Source organism: uncultured Sanguibacteroides sp., from assembly GCF_900543425.1.
Lineage (GTDB): Bacteria > Bacteroidota > Bacteroidia > Bacteroidales > Marinifilaceae > Gabonibacter.
In genome coordinates this window covers 1-18889 of sequence record NZ_UQRQ01000013.1, presented here as the reverse complement: position 1 = coordinate 18889, position 18889 = coordinate 1, and the positions used below count along the sequence as shown (strand labels likewise).

Annotated in this window: 16 protein-coding genes and 1 riboswitch; of the genes, 12 read left to right on the top strand and 4 right to left on the bottom strand. The window is 40.4% G+C overall.

The genetic code is table 11. The features are described 5' to 3' along the window. The first annotated feature begins 47 nt into the window (after positions 1-47). The 7 genes from QZR76_RS08715 (at position 48) to ribE (QZR76_RS08685) (ending at position 8787) form a co-directional block, all read left to right on the top strand. Positions 48-2084, top strand: coding sequence for a M13 family metallopeptidase (locus QZR76_RS08715; RefSeq protein ID WP_294142284.1), 2037 nt, complete (start codon positions 48-50; stop codon positions 2082-2084). A 291-nt stretch (positions 2085-2375) separates the two neighbouring features. Next, positions 2376-3116 (top strand): DUF169 domain-containing protein, encoded by a 741-nt coding sequence (locus tag QZR76_RS08710; protein ID WP_294142282.1) that lies wholly within the window; start codon positions 2376-2378, stop codon positions 3114-3116. Positions 3117-3122: 6 nt separating this feature from the next. Next, a complete protein-coding gene (locus QZR76_RS08705; protein WP_294142280.1) occupies positions 3123-4943 on the top strand; it encodes a DUF3810 domain-containing protein in 1821 nt (606 codons plus the stop codon). A 54-nt stretch (positions 4944-4997) separates the two neighbouring features. Further along, positions 4998-5119: riboswitch (FMN riboswitch) on the top strand. A 70-nt stretch (positions 5120-5189) separates the two neighbouring features. Then, on the top strand, positions 5190-6305 hold the full coding sequence (gene ribD / locus QZR76_RS08700; protein ID WP_294142278.1) for a bifunctional diaminohydroxyphosphoribosylaminopyrimidine deaminase/5-amino-6-(5-phosphoribosylamino)uracil reductase RibD: 1116 nt from the start codon (positions 5190-5192) through the stop codon (positions 6303-6305). A gap of 62 nt (positions 6306-6367) precedes the next feature. After that, positions 6368-7018, top strand: a complete 651-nt coding sequence (gene ribE / locus QZR76_RS08695) for a riboflavin synthase (RefSeq protein ID WP_294142276.1) — start codon at positions 6368-6370, stop codon at positions 7016-7018. 26 nt (positions 7019-7044) lie between these two features. Further along, positions 7045-8307, top strand: a complete 1263-nt coding sequence (locus tag QZR76_RS08690; RefSeq protein WP_294142274.1) for a bifunctional 3,4-dihydroxy-2-butanone-4-phosphate synthase/GTP cyclohydrolase II — start codon at positions 7045-7047, stop codon at positions 8305-8307. A gap of 18 nt (positions 8308-8325) precedes the next feature. Continuing rightward, a complete protein-coding gene (gene ribE, locus QZR76_RS08685; RefSeq protein WP_294142272.1) occupies positions 8326-8787 on the top strand; it encodes a 6,7-dimethyl-8-ribityllumazine synthase in 462 nt (153 codons plus the stop codon). A gap of 79 nt (positions 8788-8866) precedes the next feature. Here the strand turns inward: ribE (QZR76_RS08685) and tpx are convergent, their stop codons facing one another. The 4 genes from tpx to QZR76_RS08665 form a co-directional block, all read right to left on the bottom strand. Continuing rightward, positions 8867-9379 (bottom strand): thiol peroxidase, encoded by a 513-nt coding sequence (gene tpx, locus QZR76_RS08680; RefSeq protein ID WP_294142270.1) that lies wholly within the window; start codon positions 9377-9379, stop codon positions 8867-8869. 142 nt (positions 9380-9521) lie between these two features. After that, positions 9522-11366 carry a membrane protein insertase YidC gene (gene yidC / locus QZR76_RS08675; RefSeq protein WP_294142268.1) on the bottom strand — a complete coding sequence of 615 codons (1845 nt, stop codon included), beginning with the start codon at positions 11364-11366 and terminating at the stop codon, positions 9522-9524. 55 nt (positions 11367-11421) lie between these two features. Continuing rightward, entirely contained in the window at positions 11422-13017 is a 1596-nt protein-coding gene (locus QZR76_RS08670; protein WP_294142266.1) for a CTP synthase, read from the bottom strand. 178 nt (positions 13018-13195) lie between these two features. Further along, positions 13196-15055 carry a DUF349 domain-containing protein gene (locus QZR76_RS08665; protein ID WP_294142264.1) on the bottom strand — a complete coding sequence of 620 codons (1860 nt, stop codon included), beginning with the start codon at positions 15053-15055 and terminating at the stop codon, positions 13196-13198. A gap of 209 nt (positions 15056-15264) precedes the next feature. Between QZR76_RS08665 and QZR76_RS08660 the strand changes: the two genes are divergently transcribed. From QZR76_RS08660 to QZR76_RS08640, 5 genes are all read left to right on the top strand, one after another. Beyond that, positions 15265-16173, top strand: a complete 909-nt coding sequence (locus QZR76_RS08660) for a lysophospholipid acyltransferase family protein (RefSeq protein WP_294142261.1) — start codon at positions 15265-15267, stop codon at positions 16171-16173. 36 nt (positions 16174-16209) lie between these two features. Beyond that, a complete protein-coding gene (locus QZR76_RS08655) occupies positions 16210-17214 on the top strand; it encodes a glycosyltransferase family 2 protein (protein WP_294142258.1) in 1005 nt (334 codons plus the stop codon). Positions 17215-17290: 76 nt separating this feature from the next. Then, on the top strand, positions 17291-17851 hold the full coding sequence (locus QZR76_RS08650) for a sigma-70 family RNA polymerase sigma factor (protein WP_294142256.1): 561 nt from the start codon (positions 17291-17293) through the stop codon (positions 17849-17851). Positions 17852-17875: 24 nt separating this feature from the next. After that, positions 17876-18271 carry a hypothetical protein gene (locus QZR76_RS08645; RefSeq protein ID WP_294142254.1) on the top strand — a complete coding sequence of 132 codons (396 nt, stop codon included), beginning with the start codon at positions 17876-17878 and terminating at the stop codon, positions 18269-18271. A 12-nt stretch (positions 18272-18283) separates the two neighbouring features. Further along, a complete protein-coding gene (locus QZR76_RS08640; RefSeq protein WP_294142252.1) occupies positions 18284-18745 on the top strand; it encodes a hypothetical protein in 462 nt (153 codons plus the stop codon). Positions 18746-18889: the final 144 nt, after the last annotated feature.

Sequence of the window (18889 nt, the reverse complement as noted above, 5' to 3'; positions counted from 1 at the left end):
AAAATTCGACAGAAAAAAGAAGTTATTTTAAAGAATTGATATAAAGTATGAAAACAAAATGTTATTTATCTTTTATTGCTTTGGCATTAATGATTACAAGTTGCAATAGTAAAAAAGAGACCGTGCAAAAAGGAGGCATCGTTATTGCCAATCTTGATACGGCGGCAATGCCTAATGCTGATTTTTATCAATATGCATGTGGCGGTTGGATGAAAAGTCATCCTTTGACCGATGAATATGCCAGGTTCGGTTCATTCGATCTTTTGGCAGAAAATAACAGACAACAGATAAAAGGTTTGATTGAAGGGTTGGCTGTACAGAAATCAGATCCCGGAAGTATTGCTCAAAAGATAGGCGATTTATATAATATGGCTATGGATAGTACCAAGAGGAATGCCGACGGAATGAAACCAATTGAAGCCGAATTAGGAAAAATTGCGGCTATTAAAGATAGAAAAGAGTTGTCGGGAGTCATCGGTGAAATGCGTCGGAATGGTTTTGATCCCTTCTTCGGACTCTACGTGAGTTCCGACGATATGAACAGTACCATGAATTTAATAATCCTGTATCAAAGCGGTATCAGTTTAGGAGAACGCGAGTATTATTTGGATAACGACGACCACTCGAAAGAGATTCGGGAAAAATACCGGCAACACGTGGCCAAGATGTTTCAATTGGCCGGTTTTTCAGAGGCAGAATCAAATAAGGCGGCTTCCGACGTGATGACCGTGGAAATGCGTTTGGCCGAGAGCGCCAAGAGTGCGGTCGAATTACGCGATCCGCATGCCAACTATAACAAGATGTTATTGGTTGATTTGAAAAAAGAAGTTCCCGGTATTCAATGGGATCTTTATTTCTCGACCTTAGGATTGAAGGAAGTGAAAGAGTTGAACGTAGCCCAGATGGCAGCAGTTAAAGAGAGTGCCGATCTGATGAATAAGATGGATATAAATGTATTGAAGTCTTATTTGGAATGGAAGGTAATCGATGCGGCGGCTTCTTATTTAAGCGATGCTTTCGTGGCTCAGAACTTTGAATTTTACGGGAAAACGCTTTCCGGCAAAAAAGAGATGCAACCTCGTTGGAAGAGTGCGGTAAGTGCAATCAATGGTGTGTTGGGAGAAGCCGTGGGACAAATGTACGTGGAAAAATATTTCCCGGCAGAGGCAAAAGAACGTATGTTGAAGTTAATATCCAACTTGCAGAGTGCTTTAGGAGAGCGAATTCAAAATTTGTCATGGATGAGTGATGAGACGAAAACGAAGGCTTTGGAAAAATTATCCACTATATACGTGAAAGTCGGCTATCCTGACAAGTGGAGGGATTACTCCGGTTTGGAAATTAAAAACGATACCTATTGGGATAATATTGTACGTTCCAATAATTTTGATTACGATTACATGCTTGCAAAAGCAGGAAAACCCGTCGATAAGGACGAATGGCAGATGACACCTCAAACTGTGAATGCCTATTATAACCCGACGACCAATGAAATTTGCTTCCCTGCCGGAATTCTTCAATATCCTTTCTTTGATATGAATGCAGACGATGCTTGTAATTATGGAGCTATAGGTGTGGTTATCGGTCATGAAATGACGCATGGATTTGACGACCAGGGCCGCCAGTTCGATAAGGATGGAAATTTGAAAGATTGGTGGACGGAAGAGGATGCAAAGAATTTTGAAGAGCGTGCTCAGGTTTTAGTGGATTATTTCGATAATATTCAAGTATTACCCGATTTGAAAGGGAACGGAAAATTGACATTAGGAGAAAATATTGCTGATCACGGAGGATTGCAGGTAGCTTATGCGGCTTTACAAAAAGCGATGAAAACCAATCCACTTGATGCGGATGCTTATGGTTTTACTCCGGCACAGCGATTCTTTCTGTCTTACGCTAATGTTTGGGCGGGTAATATTCGCGACGAACAAATTCGTTTACAGACGAAGTCTGATCCCCATTCTTTGGGACGTTGGAGAGTAAATGGAGCGCTTCCTCATATTTCGGCTTGGTATGAAGCCTTTAATGTGAAAGAGGGAGATCCTTTGTTCCTTCCGGTAGAAAAACGAGCTTCTATTTGGTAAAAAGAAGCGTATTGCTATAAAAGGGCTGTTCAATATCGGAATAGCCCTTTTTTATTGTAAATGATATATTCTCCAATCTCTGAATTTCTTCATCACTCAATCCTGGAATCCTTTAATTTCCTGATTTGCAATTTGTAGTCTGAAATTTGTAAAAATAACCCACTATACCCGTCCCTGTGAGTTATCTGATCTTTTAAGATACAATTGAATTGCCAATTGTTTTTTATGGTGGGTTATTGGTTTAATCGAAATAATCTGTAACTTTCGGGGAAATAGAATAAAAATGAACCTATGGATATTGTTAAGCGAGATCAGTTTATAGCCCTTTGGCATCGTTTTTTTAATGAAGCGGAGTTGCCGATTACTTTTTATTATTCGAAAGATGATTGCCGGATACCCGTAGTACGGGAGGCAAAAGGACACACTTGTATTATTGCTCAATTGTTGAAAGTTCGCCGGGGAGAATCGCTCTGTTTTTCAGAATCTTCTATCGGGTGTGGCGGAGGAAAACGTTATTTGGGGTACACGGAAGTTATAAAGGAGCGTTTTAATTATTTTTTGTCTCATGGAGAAGAGGGGGAATATTGTGAACGTTATAAGCGTACTCCCGGGCAAGTCGAGACGATCATGAAAGGATTACCCTCACTTCCCCGGGAAGGAGATTTTCTGGTGTTTAAACGATGGGATCGTCTTGAAGAAGAAGATCGTCCGGAGGTCGTTATTTTTATGGGTAAACCGGATGTGATTTCGGGACTTTTCACTTGGGTGAACTTTGATAGTACGGCGTCGGATGCCGTCATTGCTCCTTTCGGGGCCGGGTGTACCTCCATTGTATATCATCCGTATCGAGAACAGATAGAGGGACGTAAACGGGCCGTAATCGGAATGTTTGATCCTTCGGCTCGAAAATGTATCGATGCCGATTTGTTGTCGTTAGCCATTCCGATGAACAAGTTTATGGAAATGATCGATCAGATGGAAGAGAGCTTTCTGATTACGGATACATGGACAAAAATACAGCGACGTATTTAAAATGGTATGACAGGAATAGGCGGAAGAAGGGTGAAAAAAGCCCGGATTGTCAGATGGTCCATTTTGGTTTTGCTTATTGTCGGAATAGGATTAGTGCGTGAAAACTCTTCGTGGGGAGAGTGGTATGCTCTTCATTTGTATCCTGTCCTTTCGACTTTTTTCTCTTTCTTTTCCTCGTGCGTCCCGTTTTCTTTAGGGGATCTTTTTATACTTCTGATTATTTTGGGAGGTATCGCTTATGTGGTATATGGCTTATGGAAACGCAGGTTTGTAAAACATACGCTTGTGCGCTTGCTTGAAGGTATAGGGTGGATATACGTGTGGTTTTATATGGCTTGGGGGATAAATTATTTTCGAGAGGATTTCTATACCCGGTCGGATATGGAACGGGTGCATTACACTCCTGAAAATTTTCAACAGTTTTTGGAAAACTATTTGACGGGTTTGAATACGGCCTATGAATCAGTAGGAGATTCGGTGACGCTTTTTAACCCCATGATAGAATTACAAGAGGTAGCGACAGAGATAAAGAATGGTTATCGTGAGATAGATACTTGCTTTGGCTTGCTTTCTCCCCGGGAAAGTATGGTTCCTAAATCGATGTTGTTTAGCCGGATGATGTCAAAAATGGCGATCCTGGGATACGCGGGACCTTTTTTCTCCGAATTCAATCTGAATGCCGAATTACCTTTTATACAATATCCCTCCTGTTACGCTCATGAGTTGGCTCATCGATTGGGTATCGCGAGTGAAGCGGAAGCAAATTTGTATGCTTATCTGGTCTGTATACGTTCATCTTCTCCTCTGGTACGTTTTAGCGGGTATTTCTCTTTATTGGGTTATGTTATGCAGAATGCCCGAAATTTATTGTCGGAATCCGATTTTAAAAAAGTGGTAAAGCAATTGAATCCCGGTATTGTTGCTTTGCATAAAGAGGTGAATACTTATTGGCGTTCTCGGTATAGTACTTGGATAGGAAATGCACAAGAATATCTATATAATCTTTTTTTAAAAGGAAACCAAGTACGAAGCGGGGTAAAGAACTATTCGGAAGTGATAGGTTTGTTGATCTCTTACGAACAATATCAAATTCGGGAAATCGGATATCCGGATCTGCAGAGGTTGGAAAAGGAGTATTTGAAAGCAGTTGAAGATGCCCGGAAAGTTGATTCTACCAAACTGTGGAATGGTTTGATCCCTATTATAAGAGAGCTGGGGAATTCCCAGATCCGATGGCTGGATTTGGATACGAATCAGATGTTGCTGGTCGTTTCCATGATGGGAAAAAAAGAATTGAGGTATTGGCCCGAGGGAGATGAATTTAAAACTTCATCCCATATCAGTTGGGTGGTATTGCCTTTTGAGTTGAGGCAGAAAATGGATGTTCAACCGTTAAAAGATTCTTTGGAAGTTCGGATGCGAATGCTTCAGTTGTTAGGATTACCGCCGACCTGTTCGTACGATATGCTGGTTTTCTTTTGGGTAAAGAAAGAGGGACTTCGCCGACCTTCCCGGGATCCTGAAATCGATGATACCGTTGCTTCTCTGAATTATACGATACATGCCGATAAAGATTACAGGGAATGGTTCGAGCAAAATATACTTCGTTCCTATACGGGTAACCCTCCTTATCCCTGGACGCAGATGGGATATACGTATGATTGGAACGATTCTGCCGATCGCTATGGTGTAAGTGAATTTATCGTATGGCCGGAGACATTAGTGAAGGTCGAACAGATTTTGAGTTGTTGGCAATATTATAAACAATTGAGAGGGAAAACGATTGATAGTTTGCGTGTTAGTGATATTGCAGAAAAAAATCATTAATTACTTCTTGTAAGTTTGTTATTCTTCGGAATAATCTATATTTTTGCAGAGTAAATGTTTCTTCGGGGCAGGGTGTAACTCCCTACCGGCGGTAAAAGTCCGCGACTCTCCTTCGGGAGACTGATTTGGTGTAATTCCAAAACCGACGGTAAAAGTCCGGATGATAGAAGGAATGTGGATTAGGATTATAATAAATTATAATAATAATAATGTATGCCCCGAATATCATATATTCGGGGTTTTTGTATGATGGGAAAAGAGGATTTGATTTATATGAGGCGAGCAATCGAGCTTGCAGATCGAGGATGCGGGTTTGTGAATCCGAACCCATTGGTGGGTGCTGTCATCGTAAAAGACGGAAAAGTGATAGGAGAAGGTTGGCACGAGCGTTATGGACAATGGCATGCCGAACGTAATGCGTTACTTACTGCTAAAGAAGATACGGCAGGAGCTACGATGTATGTAACACTTGAACCTTGTTGTCATTACGGAAAAACTCCTCCTTGTACGGAAGCGATCATAGAGCATAAGATCGCCAAAGTGGTCGTAGGGATTGCCGATCCCAATCCTCTGGTTGCGGGAAAAGGAATGACTCTTCTTCGAGAAGCTGGTATAGAGGTGATTTGTGGTGTGGAAGAAGAGCGTATCCGGGAGCAGAATAAAATATTTTTGAAATATATTGAAACAGGAATGCCTTGGGTCGCTTTAAAAACAGCGTCAACTTTGGACGGGAAGATTGCTGCCTATACGGGAGATTCAAAGTGGATTACTGGGGAAGAATCTCGGGCGAAAGTGCAAGAGATACGGGCTCGCCTGATGGCCGTTATGGTAGGTATCGGTACGGTTTTGGCGGATGATCCCCTGTTGAATTGCCGAATCGTTGATCGGGAGGTACGGCAACCGATCCGGATTATTGTGGATAGTAATGCCCGTCTCCCGTTGAATAGCCGGATTGTGCAGACGGCAACGGTTTATCGGACTATCGTTGCTCATACTCGTTTTGCAGCGGAAGAGCAATTACAGCAGTTAAGGGAGCACGGAGTAGAGACCTTGTTATGTAATGAAGAAGAGGGATTGGTACGGGTAGAAGATTTATGTAGAAAACTGGGAAAATCAGGAATTGATTCTGTCTTGTTGGAAGGAGGCGGTTCTTTGAATTTTTCTTTTTTGAATAAGGGACTTGTCGACGAGATTTATGCTTTTATTGCTCCGAAAATAATAGGAGGAATGAATGCCAAAACAGCGGTTGAAGGAGAGGGATTTTCCCGAATGGCTGATGCGATAGATTTGAAGATAACCGATGTTTTGAACGCGGGGCAGGATATACTTTTGAAATTGAGAATAGACAGGAAGACGAGATAATGGTTGTGAAAAGGAAGCAGGGATACTTCTTCCGAGGTTAAGATATAAAATTTGAAACTACTATGTTTACTGGAATTATAGAAGAAATCGGCACCATAAAAGGGATAAAACGGGGAAGTCGTAGTGTCGTACTCGAGGTGGAGGCCCGAAAAATATTGGAAGATGTAAATATTGGGGATAGTATCGCTACAAATGGTGTTTGCCTGACGGTGACTGCAATAAAGGGAGACTGTTTTTTGGCGGATGTTATGCCGGAGACCCTCATGCGGAGTAATCTGGGAAGTTTACGGGCAGGAGACCGGGTGAACCTGGAACGGGCATTGTGTTTGAACGGTCGTTTGGGAGGACATATCGTTTCCGGTCATATTGACGGAACCGGGAAGATTGTTAACCGGGAAAAGGATGAAAATGCGATCTGGATAACGGTTGAGACTTCTGCAGCATTATTGCGATATATTGTAGACAAGGGTTCGATAACGATAGACGGAATCAGTTTGACGGTTGCCGGTGTATCCGAAGATCGTTTTCAGGTTTCGATTATTCCTCATACGCAGGATGAGACTACTTTGGTCAAAAAGGCAGTAGGTGAAGTAGTTAATCTCGAAAATGATATTGTGGCGAAATATATTGAGAAACTGTTGAAACCGACTCCTTCTTCTGGTGAAAAGAAATCGGGATTGACATTGGATTTTTTATTGGCAAATGGTTTTTAACGGTGTAATTTATTACAATAAAAGATATGGAAGAATTTGAATTTAGTACGATTGAAGAGGCCGTGGCAGATCTGAGGGCCGGAAAGATGATTATCGCTGTTGATGATCCTGACAGGGAAAACGAAGGGGATTTAATATGTGCGGCCGAACATGCTACATTAGAGAATGTAAATTTTATGGCTTCGTACGCCAAAGGGCTGATATGTATGCCGATGAGTCGCGAGCTAACGACCAAGTTAGGTTTGGAGCAAATGGTAACAACCAACACGGATAATCATTGTACGGCCTTTACCGTTTCAATAGATCATGTTTCTACAACGACGGGAATTTCTGCTTTGGAACGTTCAGTGACAGCAATGAAATGCGTGGAGGAGGGAGCGAAACCGACAGATTTTCGTCGTCCCGGCCATATGTTTCCTTTGGAGGCAAAACCCGGAGGAGTATTGGAACGTATGGGACATACGGAGGCGACGGTTGATCTTATGCGTATTGCCGGATTGAAAGAGTGCGGATTATGTTGTGAGATCATGCGGGAAGACGGCACGATGATGCGGACTCTCGAGTTGAAGGAGTTTGCCCGGAAGCACGGCATGAAGATGATCTCGGTATCGGATTTGATTACTTACCGTCGTCGGACTGAAATTTTGGTAGAACGGGTAACAGAAGCTGAAATGCCTACAAAATATGGCTACTTTAAGGCATATGGTTATGTGAATAAAATCAATGGAGAACATCATGTTGCCTTGGTTAAGGGAGACGTGACGGATGGAGAACCCGTGTTGTGCCGGGTACATTCGGAATGCTTGACGGGAGACGTATTCGGTTCTTTACGTTGTGATTGTGGAGATCAATTGGCCGAGGCGATGAGAAGGATAGCCGAGAATGGACGCGGAGTCCTTTTGTATATGCGGCAAGAGGGTAGAGGGATTGGTTTGATCAATAAATTAAGAGCCTACCATTTACAGGATGAGGGAATGGATACGGTAGAGGCGAATCTGGCACTTGGCTTTAAGGCTGATTTGCGAGAATATGGCACAGGGGCAGAGATCTTGGCCGATCTGGGGGTAAAAAAAATGATATTAATGACCAATAACCCGCAGAAAATTAGCGGACTGAAGGGATATGGCATTGAGATCGTCGGACGCGAGTCTATCGAGATGACCTGTAACGAGAAGAATGAGTTTTATATGTACACGAAATACAAGAAAATGGGACATATACTTCATGTCCGCGGGCGTGAAGAGGTAGAGAAACTGATGCAGGAAAAGGGAAACGAATCGAGTAAATAAATAATAAAAATAGAGACCATGAACTTATTGGAAGGAAAATTATTAGCAGAAGGACAACGTATCGGTATCGTCGCCGGACGTTTTAATGAGTTTATCACCAGTAAATTGCTTGGAGGGGCGGTTGATGCTTTTAACCGTCATGGTGGTGATGAGAAAAATATCGATTTGGCTTGGGTACCCGGAGCGTTTGAAATTCCTCTGGTAGCTAAAAAAATGGCAGAAACCCATAAATACGATGCTGTTGTATGTATTGGTGCCGTTATCCGCGGGGCTACGCCGCATTTCGATATGGTTGCCAATGAAGCGACCAAAGGTATTGCTAACGTGGGACTTCAAACAGGTGTGCCTATTATTTTCGGCGTCTTAACGACTGATTCAATCGAACAAGCTGTTGAACGTGCCGGAACTAAAGCAGGAAATAAAGGTTTTGAAGCTATGACAACAGCTATTGAAATGATAAACTTATTGAAGCAACTGTAGTCAATCGTGAATTTTAAAGAAATGGGGTTTGAAAAGAGAGATCGTTTTAAACCCTATTTCTGTTTATAGGGAAAGGCAATCACTGTTTTAAAGATTCGAGAGCTGTCAACAGTTTGTCGTAAGAAGGCTCTTGTGTGATCTCCCGAACGTATTCCACGTATTTTATTTTCCTGTCTCGACCGATGATAACAATACCCCGGGTAAGTAAACGTAATTCATCAATAAGAAAACCGTATTTTAGTCCGAAGTCGATATCTTTATAATCGGATAACATGACGATGTTGCGGATCTCTTCTATTTTACAGAAACGTTCCATCGCAAACGGGAGATCACAGGATATAGCTAATATGATCACGTCCTTATCTAAGTTTTTGGCTATTTGCTCCAGTCGGTGTAATTGAACAGCACAGGCAGGAATGTCAACGGATAGGAAAGAGGTAGCAACGATGGTTTTATTCTTGAAATCTTCCAGGCTGATGGTTTCCATTTGGCGGCTCATCCCATAGAACATGAGTGCTTCTTCTCCTTTTCGGGTTGTTTTGCCGATTAAAGTAATCGGTTTTCCTTTCATTGTAACTGTTACTTTTTCCATATCTTTTTTTATAAACATACGATAAGATAGGTTAGTGGGTTGACGTTTTTTAATTTTTTCTACAAAAAAAAAAGTTGTTCCTGATAACAGAAACAACTTTTTAGCATAGAAAACCTCTTTTAAAAGAGGATATTGTGATCTTTTATTTTTTGCTTTGCCTTATGCGTTGCTCCTGCTGCCGTTGCATTTCTTCTAATTTTTGTTGGAACTTGGATTTTTTTACAGGCTTTGTTTTTGCCATCTCAATTTGTTTTAAAAGTTTCTCGTCGTTAACAAATTTACGGATAACCCACGTTTGAACAATGGTGATCAAGGTTGCAATGAAATAATAGTAACTCAAACCGGAAGAGTAGCTATTAAAAATGAAAAGGAACATGATGGGCATAATGTACATCATTACCTGCATACCTTTCATCTGATCGTTTTGAGGCTGATTTTTTTGATTCATGACCATGTAGATGATGTTCGTAACGGTCATTAACAAACAAAACAGACTGACATGATTCCCATAGAAAGGTATGTTAAAGGGTAATGTAGCGATAGAATCGTAAGAAGCTAAGTCCGTTGCCCATAAAAAGCTTTTTTGTCTCAATTCGATCGCACCGGGGAAGAAGTAAAAAAGAGCAATCAATATAGGCATTTGCAACAACATGGGCAAACATCCTCCCATGGGATTTACACCGGCACGTTTATATAATTTCATCATGGCCTGTTGCCGTTCCATAGCCTTGTCTGCCGGGATTTTTTTATTGATCTCGTCAATTTGAGGTTTTAGTACTCTCATTTTGGCCTGTGACATATAGGATTTATAGGTCAAGGGGAAAAGAACCAATTTGATAATAAGAGTCAATAAAAAGATAATTAATCCGTAATTGAGGGTTACGTGTGTTTCTAAGAAATTGAAAATAGGAATAACCACGTAACGGTTGAACCAGGCGATCCATTTCCATCCCAAGTCTACTAATTCGGGTAAGTCTATATCTTTTCCATACTCCCGTAAAATGGGATAAGAGTTGGGCCCGAAAAAGAAACGCATATCGTATGTTTCAATGGCCTTTCCGGAATAAGGAAGGGGTATCTCAGCGTAAGCTGTCTTAAGATATCCCGGAGTATTATTGATGTCGGAAGATAACATTACGTTAGCAAATGCATCGTCCGCGATAAGTACCGATGAAAAGAATTGCTGCTTATAGGCAACCCATTTGATTTTGGTCGGTAATTCCGTTTGTTCCTTACCGGAGGGAGAAAGATGCTCCACGTCGTCGTCGGAGAAGTTGTAATATACTCCCGTGTACCTGTTCTCGAAATCTTTACTTTTTTCTAATTGAGGCATATCAACACCCCAGTATAAGGTTAGAAATGACGTATTTTGTGCGATAACCTCATTTAAATTATGCGTGTTGATATTAAAATCCACCATATAAGTGTCCGGAGCTAACTTGTAAACAAACTCGAGATATTTGTTTTCGTCAATGTAAGCCCTCATGCTTAGTACTTGCTCTTGTTGGTCGGCAACCAGCTTCTTATGATCCGTATTGGGAACAAAGATCAGTTCTTCCGTATTGATCTGCTGGTTTTTAATGTAGAAATTTAGGCCTAACGAGCTGGTTTGGGCCTGCCATAAGACCAGAGGTAAAGAATCATGTGTACGATACCCTTTCAAGTCGACATAAGTGATTCGTCCTCCTTTGCTATCAATATGGAGTTTGATTTTATTATTTTCCAGCGTAAATTCTTCCGGAGTCAGGGAATCTTGTTTGAATAAAGAAAATGGGGCTTCTATTTTTGAGCTGCTGTCTTGCTGAGAAAGAGCGAAATCTTCTTTTTGCTGTTTTTCAATGGCAGCTAATCTTTGAGCTTCAACCCTTGCAATGGAATCCCGGACATGCATTTCCCGTAATTCCTCTTTTGACGGGCTCATAAAATAGGAATACCCAACTAATATTAAGGCGATGATAATTAAACCTGAGATTGAATTTTTATCCATAGGGTGATTTTAATTTTAATTTCGATTTCAAATTGATATTTCCAGGTTATTTATATTAAGATAAACAAGCTTTGATGAAGGCCACAAATAGTGGATGAGGATTCGTTACCGTACTTTTGTATTCCGGATGGAATTGAGTCCCTACAAACCATTTTAGGGACGGAATCTCAACGATCTCCGTTAGTCCTGTTTCCGGGTTTATACCCGTGGTGATCATGCCGGCTTTTTCAAATTGTTCGGTAAATTGTCCGTTAAATTCATACCGATGTCTATGTCTCTCTTCTATCTCTTTCACTCCGTATGCTTCAAATGCTTTTGAGTTTTCTTTCAATACGCATTTGTAAGCTCCTAAACGCATGGTTCCTCCTTTGTTCGTAATCTCTTTCTGAGATTCCATCAGGTCAATTACGGGATATTTGGTTTTGGGCGACATTTCTACAGAGTCGGCTCCATCCAGATGGAGAACATTACGGGCATATTCTATAACGGCCATTTGCATTCCCAAACATATTCCTAAGAACGGGATGTTATTCGTCCGGGCATATTCTATAGCTATTAATTTCCCTTCGATCCCCCTGTTGCCGAAACCGGGAGCAACCAGAATTCCGTCTACTCCCTTCATTGTCTCTTCTATATTTTCTTGGGTCAGATTTTCACTATGTACCCATTTCACGTTGACCTTACAATCGTTGACAGCTCCCGCGTGTATAAAAGATTCCACGATGGACTTGTAAGCGTCATGCAGTTCAACGTATTTTCCCACCAGAGCGACAGTAATCTGGCGATTATAGTTTTTGAATTTGTACAAAAAACGTTCCCAGGATTCCAAGTCCGGCTCGTGTTTCAATGGTAAGCCCAATTGAGATAATACGATTTCATCTAATTTCTCGTCTCTCATCTTAATGGGTACTTCATATATCGTGTCTACGTCTATGGACTGAATGACGGCTTTCGGGTCTACATTACAAAAAAGTGCTACTTTTCTCCTGAGATCACTGCTTAACTCGTGTTCCGTGCGTAATACCAGAATGTCGGGTTGTACTCCGATTTCCAACAATGATTTTACAGAGTGCTGGGTGGGTTTGGTCTTTAATTCACCGGATGCTGTCAGGTAAGGAACTAATGTCAGGTGAATAAAAACAGATTTTTCTCCTAACTCCCAACGAAGTTGGCGAACAGCCTCAATAAACGGGAGAGATTCGATGTCTCCTACTGTTCCTCCGATTTCGGTAATAACCACGTCATAATCTCCTTCTGCACCAAGCAGTTTGATGTTACGCTTAATCTCATCCGTAATATGAGGAATAATCTGAACTGTTTTTCCTAAATAATCTCCCCGGCGTTCTTTGTTAATAACATTTTGATATATTCTTCCAGTGGTTATGTTATTGGCTTGTGAGGTCGGACAGTTGGTGAAACGCTCATAATGTCCCAGATCGAGATCGGTTTCGGCCCCGTCGTTTGTTACGTAACATTCCCCGTGTTCATACGGATTAAGAGTACCCGGATCGATATTAATGTACGGATCGAGTTTTTGATTCGCCACCTTATAACCTCTCGCTTGCAAAAGTTTTGCTAAAGAGGAAGCAATAATACCTTTTCCTAAAGAGGAGGCTACTCCTCCCGTAACGAAAACATATTTTGTTGACACGATATATAGTTTTATAGTTATTTTTATTCTCTATTCCAAATGCCGAAAATCATTGTTACACAGGTCTAAACAAAAATATTCCGGTAAATTAAAACTTAGACGCAAAAGTAAGAAAAAATATAATGCATTACATAAAAAAAGGCGCTTTTTACAGCGCCTCTGTATCATTGTGGGCATGTCAGATCATGCTATCAATCACTTTCAGCTTTTCGTACATTAGGGATAATTTATGACGGGCAGCTTCTATTTTATTCGAAAATTCTTTGATTAAAGAATCTGAATTACTTGATTTTGAGAAGAAACCGATGTTGTTTTCCCAAACATGCAGATCTGCTTCGAGCTGTTTGATTTTATTGACCAATTTTTCTCTTTCCTGAATAATTTTAGTGTCTTTGTCCTCACTATTATCGAACGTGTTGACCTTCGATTTGAATTTCTCCAGGTTTTTATCGAATTCATTGATGTCAAGTTGATCAAAATACGAGTTCAGCAAATTTCTGAATTCAGCCTGTATGACATCCTTCTCCTTTATGGGTACGAAACCGATTTCTACCCATCTGGCTTGGAAATTTTTTAAGGCTTCGATGTTTTCTTCATTGTTCTCACTTAGTACAAAGTTACGAACTTCTTCAATTAACGCTTTTTTCATTTCCAGATTCTTTTGTTGGTCGGAATCTAAATTTTTTAAATGGGCGTTTTTATTGTTGAAGAAAAAGTCACAAGCGGTTCTGAAACGGTTCCATACCTTGTTTGAATACTTCTTGGGTGCGGGGCCTATTTTTTTCCATTCCCGTTGATAAGCAATAATTTTATCGGTTGTAGTCCTCCATTCCGTGCTATTCTGAATGGCTTCGACTTTTTCGCAAAGAGCGATTTTTAATTCCAGATTCTTTTGTTGAACTTCTTGGGTTTGTTGATAAAATTTGCGTTTTCTTTCGAAAAAGGCGTCACAGGCCGTTCTGAAGCGTTTATAGATTTTATTTCTCTCTTTTTGAGGAATAGTCCCCGAATGCCTCCACTCTTCTTGCAACTCGAGAATTGCTTTCGTCGCATCATTCCAAGAGGATAAACTATTGTATTCTCCTATTGAAATATTTTCAGCCTTAATACATATCTCCTCTTTGATCTTCAGGTTGCTCTCCTGCTCCTTTTTTAAGGATTCGAAGAAGTTGTGATAGGCATCGTTTATCTTATTGGTGGCCTCCTTGAATCGATCCCAGATAATCTCTTTCTGATCATTGGGAACAGGACCTATTTCTTTCCATTGTTGATGGAGCTGTTGTAATTGTTTGAATGCGTTTCCGATATTATTCTCCTCAAGTAACTTCTCCGCTTGCTCGCATAAATTGATTTTACTGTCCAAGTTCTTTTTGAGGTCTAAGTCCCGGAGTTCTTTATTGATCTTTATGTAGTTGTAGAAGTTTTCCACGTGCAGATGATAAGTCTCCAGCAAATCGTTTACATTGGATTGCGGGACCATCCCCGTGTTTCTCCATTTTTCCTGTAAAGATCTGAATTCTTGAAATGTTTTATTCAATGATTCCTCTTTCTGGACTAATTCTTTTAATTCTTCAATGATTTGAAGTTTAATTTTTAGATTTTCCTCTTTTTCTTCTTCCGTTTTTTTGTAGTAAGCCGTTTTCTTTTCACGATATTGCCGGTATACACCATAAAAACGTTCTTTAGAGTCATTAGGGTAACTGAATTCTTCAACGGGATGTCCGGCTTGAACAAATTCATTCCGAGCTTTTTCTTGCTCTTTTTCGTATTGCGTTTCGAATATTTGGGGAAGAGTTTCTAAAACTTTCAGCTGGTATACTGGAAAGTCCGTGATCAATTCCTTGGCGTGAGAAATGATCTCTTCGGTGTTAAAACTGGAAAAATCCCATACAGGAGGTTCCTTTACGGTAATTTTTTCTATCGGTGCGGGTTGCCCCTGAACTGAAACCTCATTTTCCGTTTCGTTATTCGAAGTTTCCGGGGATACGTTATCATTAACGTTTAGTTCCTCGGATTGTTGTAAGTTATCTTGCTCCATATCTATTCGTGTTTTTAACGCATTCAACCCACGAAAATAATTATTAATTCTGAGAATCACAATTAATAATTGAAAATTGAAAGTGAGAAGTTAAAAAATAGGTGAGATTTGAATTCTGGATAAGGCTTCCCGAAATAAGGAAGCGTTATAAATTCTTTTTGGAATTCATGTCGAAAGGATTTATCTTTGGCAAGTAATAAAATACTGTCATGTTTTCATATATTCTGTATGGTGTCCTTTGGATTGTAAGTTTTTTACCTTTTCCTGTTTTGTATCTGATTGCGGATATGAACTACGGATTGCTTTATTATGTTTTCCATTACAGGCGTTCCGTGGTCAGGAGAAATCTTTGTCGTTCTTTTCCGGAGAAAACAGAGAAAGAAATCAGGCAGATAGAACGGAAATTTTATAGGCATTTATCGGATCTATCCATCGAGTTGTATAAATTGTGGCATATGTCGGAAAAAACGATCCGAAAACGATGTGTATTTCGTCATACCTCTATTCCTCAGAAATATTTTCAAGAAGGCCGTAGTGTTATAGGTGTTTTGGGGCATTATGGAAATTGGGAATGGATGTCCTCTTATAGTTTATGGAGTGATGGCGTCGATTTTTTGCCCTTGTATAAACCGATTCACGATCGGGTAATGAACAAAATGACCCTTCGGATCCGTTCTCGTTTCGGATCCAAGCCGATCCCCAAAGAAGAGGTCTTGAGGGTGATTAATCGTTATCGTTCGGAAGGTCGTCTGTTTTTGGCAGGTTTTATAGGAGATCAGACGCCTAATCGACGTAATTTGAATTTTTGGATGAACTTTTTAAATCAGGATACACCCATCTTGTTGGGAACGGAAAAGATTGCTCGAAAGTATGATATTCCGGTTGTCTCCGTGCATATGAGGAAGATTAAACGGGGATATTACGAGGTGGATTTTGTCGATTTATGCAGTCATCCGGCTAATTTAGCTCCCGGAGAATTGACCGAGATGCATACTCGTTTGTTGGAATCTTTTATTCGGGAAACACCGGAGTATTGGCTTTGGTCGCACAGGAGGTGGAAACATACGAGGCCCGGAGATATGGACGAAGACAAAACGGATTCGGGACAAATCCGTTAATAGCAGATAAAGAGCAATAAATTTAAATGATACCGGATGTGTAAGGTCGCTGTTATTATATTGAACTGGAATGGGGAAAAATTGTTACGGGAATTTCTTCCTTCCGTTGTTCGTAATACCAATATGGTGTTAGGAGAGGTTATTGTTGCGGATAACTGTTCGACCGATGCTTCCGTGGAGTTGTTGAAACAGGAGTTTCCTCGGGTGAAGCGAATTTTGTTAGATCGTAATTATGGTTTCGCGGGAGGATATAACCGGGTTATTGAAAAAGTGGAGTCTGAATACGTCGTTTTATTGAATAGTGACGTGGCGGTTGCTGAAGGATGGTTGGAGCCTTTAATCGATGTTTTGGATAAAGAACCGAACGTTGTCGGTGTCCAACCTAAGATTCGGTCTTATTGTCAAAAAGATCGATTCGAATACGCCGGGGCTTGCGGCGGTTTTATCGATTGGTTGGGATTTCCGTTCTGTCGGGGCAGAATACTGGATCATGTCGAATCTGATACCGGACAATACGATCAGGTCATGGAAGTTTTTTGGGCTACCGGAGCCGCTTTGTGTATCAGGCGGCAAGCTTATCTGGATGCAGGAGGACTGGACGAAAGGTTTTTCGCTCATATGGAAGAGATCGATCTTTGCTGGCGTTTAAAAAACCAAGGATATCAATTGAAGGTAATTCCGGACTCACTGGTTTTTCATTTGGGCGGAGGATCATTACCTATGAATCATCCCCGGAAATTATTCCTGAATTACCGCAATAATTTATTGATGTTATATAAAAATCTGGGAAGCAGGCATAGACTGAATGTTTTTGCCGTTCGCCTCCTGTTGGATTTATTCGCTGCTTTCCTTTTTTTACTAAAAGGGGAATTCGCCAATGCCCGGTCGGTGTATCAGGCCTATATCGCTTACTATAAATTAAAGCCGAAATATGTTCCGGCAAGAAAAAACATAGCTTGGAAAGGCGTATACAAGAGGAGTATCGTGTTGGATTACTTCCTGTTCGGGAAGAAAAAATTTTCGGATTTGAAGTTAAAATAATGGAGTGATGTAATAAACCTTTGAAGGCAGATGTTGTCTCAGATAAAGAATCATATAGATAAAATAGTGTTGATTAATGAAGGATGAAGAGATAATAGAGATGTTCCATTCCGGACATGGAGAAGATCAAGCATTTCGGATGTTGATAAAAGAATACGGAGAAAGACTGTATTGGCATATTCGAAAGATCGTGATCAGCCATGAGGATAGCAATGACATTTTGCAAAATGTTTTTGTGAAGATATGGAAGGGGATTAAAGAATTTCGTTATGAAGCTAAATTATTTACATGGATGTATAAGGTGGCTACCAATGAGGCGCTTAATTTTTTGAATGAAAAACGAAGGAAACCTTATGGGAATTCCGAGGAGATAACAGTCATGCTGGAAAATCGGTTGGAAAGTGATCCTTATTTTAACGGAGATGATATACAACGGGAATTACAAAAAGCTGTTTTAAGGTTATCGGAACGTCAGCGCCTGATCTTTAATATGAAATATTATGATGATATGAAGTATGAAGATATGGCGGAGGTTTTAAATGTTGCCGTTGGAACATTGAAAGCGACTTATCATATGGCGGTAAAGAAAATAGAAGAGAGTCTGAAAATTTCAGATACATTACAGGAATTTGAATAATGAAATGGCTTAAAATGAACTATCATGGATGATTTGAATGATAAATATAAGAAAAAGAATCCTTTTGCAGTTCCGGAAGGATACTTTGATGCGTTGGAATCTCAAATTATGGATCGGGTGGAGCAGGAGAAACATCCCGAGAAAATGAATTTCGTGCGGATCGTAAAGCCCTACCTGGGGATGGCGGTAATATTCTTGTTTGCTATATTCGTTGTTCAATGGGTTTTACCTCATTTCGTGGACGAAAATAAGATGTTGTTAAAGGAGGGAGACAACATTGTAAAAACCGATGAAAATAGTTTGCGTGAAATCGAGTTGGATGAAGATTTTAATCCTACACAGGAGGAGATTATAGAGTATTTGGCCCAAGAGGTGGATATGGGCAAGTATTTTTTTGACGGTATCAGATTGAGTAATTAAAGAGGAGGTCGTATGAAAAAGATAGGATTGATTATAGGAATATTGGGAATTACTTTCTCTCTTTTTGCACAAGGAAAATTGAGCGAGGAGAAAAGAAAAGAATTTGAGGCTCAGAAGGTAGCTTTTTTCACACAAGAGATGAGCCTGACTCCGGAAGAGGCTGTCAAGTTTTGGCCTTTGTACAACGAGATGCAAAAGAAAATCCGCGAAGCAGGGAATGTTATCCGTGATTTGGCAACCAAGTTTTCCGGAAACGTAACGGAAAAAGAGGCGCAAGCCAATATCGAAACGATTTTGAAAGCGGAAGAGCAAATGCAAAGCCTAAAAAAAGACTATTATCAGAAAATCATAAAAGAGCTCTCTGCCCGTAAATTATGGTTGATGATGGAAGCGGAGCGTAAGTTCCATCGTCAGTTGTGGAAAAAGTTGGGAAAATGTCCGGGAGAGAAACCGGAAAAACCGGTTTTGAAGTGAATTATTTAGCGATTAAATCGAAAAATGTATAAAAAAGTCCCGTAAAAACTTGCGGGAACGATAAAAAGCGCTACTTTTGTCTCCGCAAATGGAGAGATGGGTGAGTGGCTGAAACCAACAGTTTGCTAAACTGTCGTACGGGAT

What these genes read in the sequence shown, in the direction of transcription:
- QZR76_RS08715 (WP_294142284.1), top strand. Translation starts at nt 48, where the DNA reads ATGAAAACAAAATGTTATTTATCTTTTATTGCTTTGGCATTAATGATT.
- QZR76_RS08710 (WP_294142282.1), top strand. Translation starts at nt 2,376, where the DNA reads ATGGATATTGTTAAGCGAGATCAGTTTATAGCCCTTTGGCATCGTTTT.
- QZR76_RS08705 (WP_294142280.1), top strand. Translation starts at nt 3,123, where the DNA reads ATGACAGGAATAGGCGGAAGAAGGGTGAAAAAAGCCCGGATTGTCAGA.
- ribD (WP_294142278.1), top strand. Translation starts at nt 5,190, where the DNA reads ATGATGGGAAAAGAGGATTTGATTTATATGAGGCGAGCAATCGAGCTT.
- ribE (WP_294142276.1), top strand. Translation starts at nt 6,368, where the DNA reads ATGTTTACTGGAATTATAGAAGAAATCGGCACCATAAAAGGGATAAAA.
- QZR76_RS08690 (WP_294142274.1), top strand. Translation starts at nt 7,045, where the DNA reads ATGGAAGAATTTGAATTTAGTACGATTGAAGAGGCCGTGGCAGATCTG.
- ribE (WP_294142272.1), top strand. Translation starts at nt 8,326, where the DNA reads ATGAACTTATTGGAAGGAAAATTATTAGCAGAAGGACAACGTATCGGT.
- tpx (WP_294142270.1), bottom strand. Translation starts at nt 9,379, where the DNA reads ATGGAAAAAGTAACAGTTACAATGAAAGGAAAACCGATTACTTTAATC.
- yidC (WP_294142268.1), bottom strand. Translation starts at nt 11,366, where the DNA reads ATGGATAAAAATTCAATCTCAGGTTTAATTATCATCGCCTTAATATTA.
- QZR76_RS08665 (WP_294142264.1), bottom strand. Translation starts at nt 15,055, where the DNA reads ATGGAGCAAGATAACTTACAACAATCCGAGGAACTAAACGTTAATGAT.
- QZR76_RS08660 (WP_294142261.1), top strand. Translation starts at nt 15,265, where the DNA reads ATGTTTTCATATATTCTGTATGGTGTCCTTTGGATTGTAAGTTTTTTA.
- QZR76_RS08655 (WP_294142258.1), top strand. Translation starts at nt 16,210, where the DNA reads ATGTGTAAGGTCGCTGTTATTATATTGAACTGGAATGGGGAAAAATTG.
- QZR76_RS08650 (WP_294142256.1), top strand. Translation starts at nt 17,291, where the DNA reads ATGAAGGATGAAGAGATAATAGAGATGTTCCATTCCGGACATGGAGAA.
- QZR76_RS08645 (WP_294142254.1), top strand. Translation starts at nt 17,876, where the DNA reads ATGGATGATTTGAATGATAAATATAAGAAAAAGAATCCTTTTGCAGTT.
- QZR76_RS08640 (WP_294142252.1), top strand. Translation starts at nt 18,284, where the DNA reads ATGAAAAAGATAGGATTGATTATAGGAATATTGGGAATTACTTTCTCT.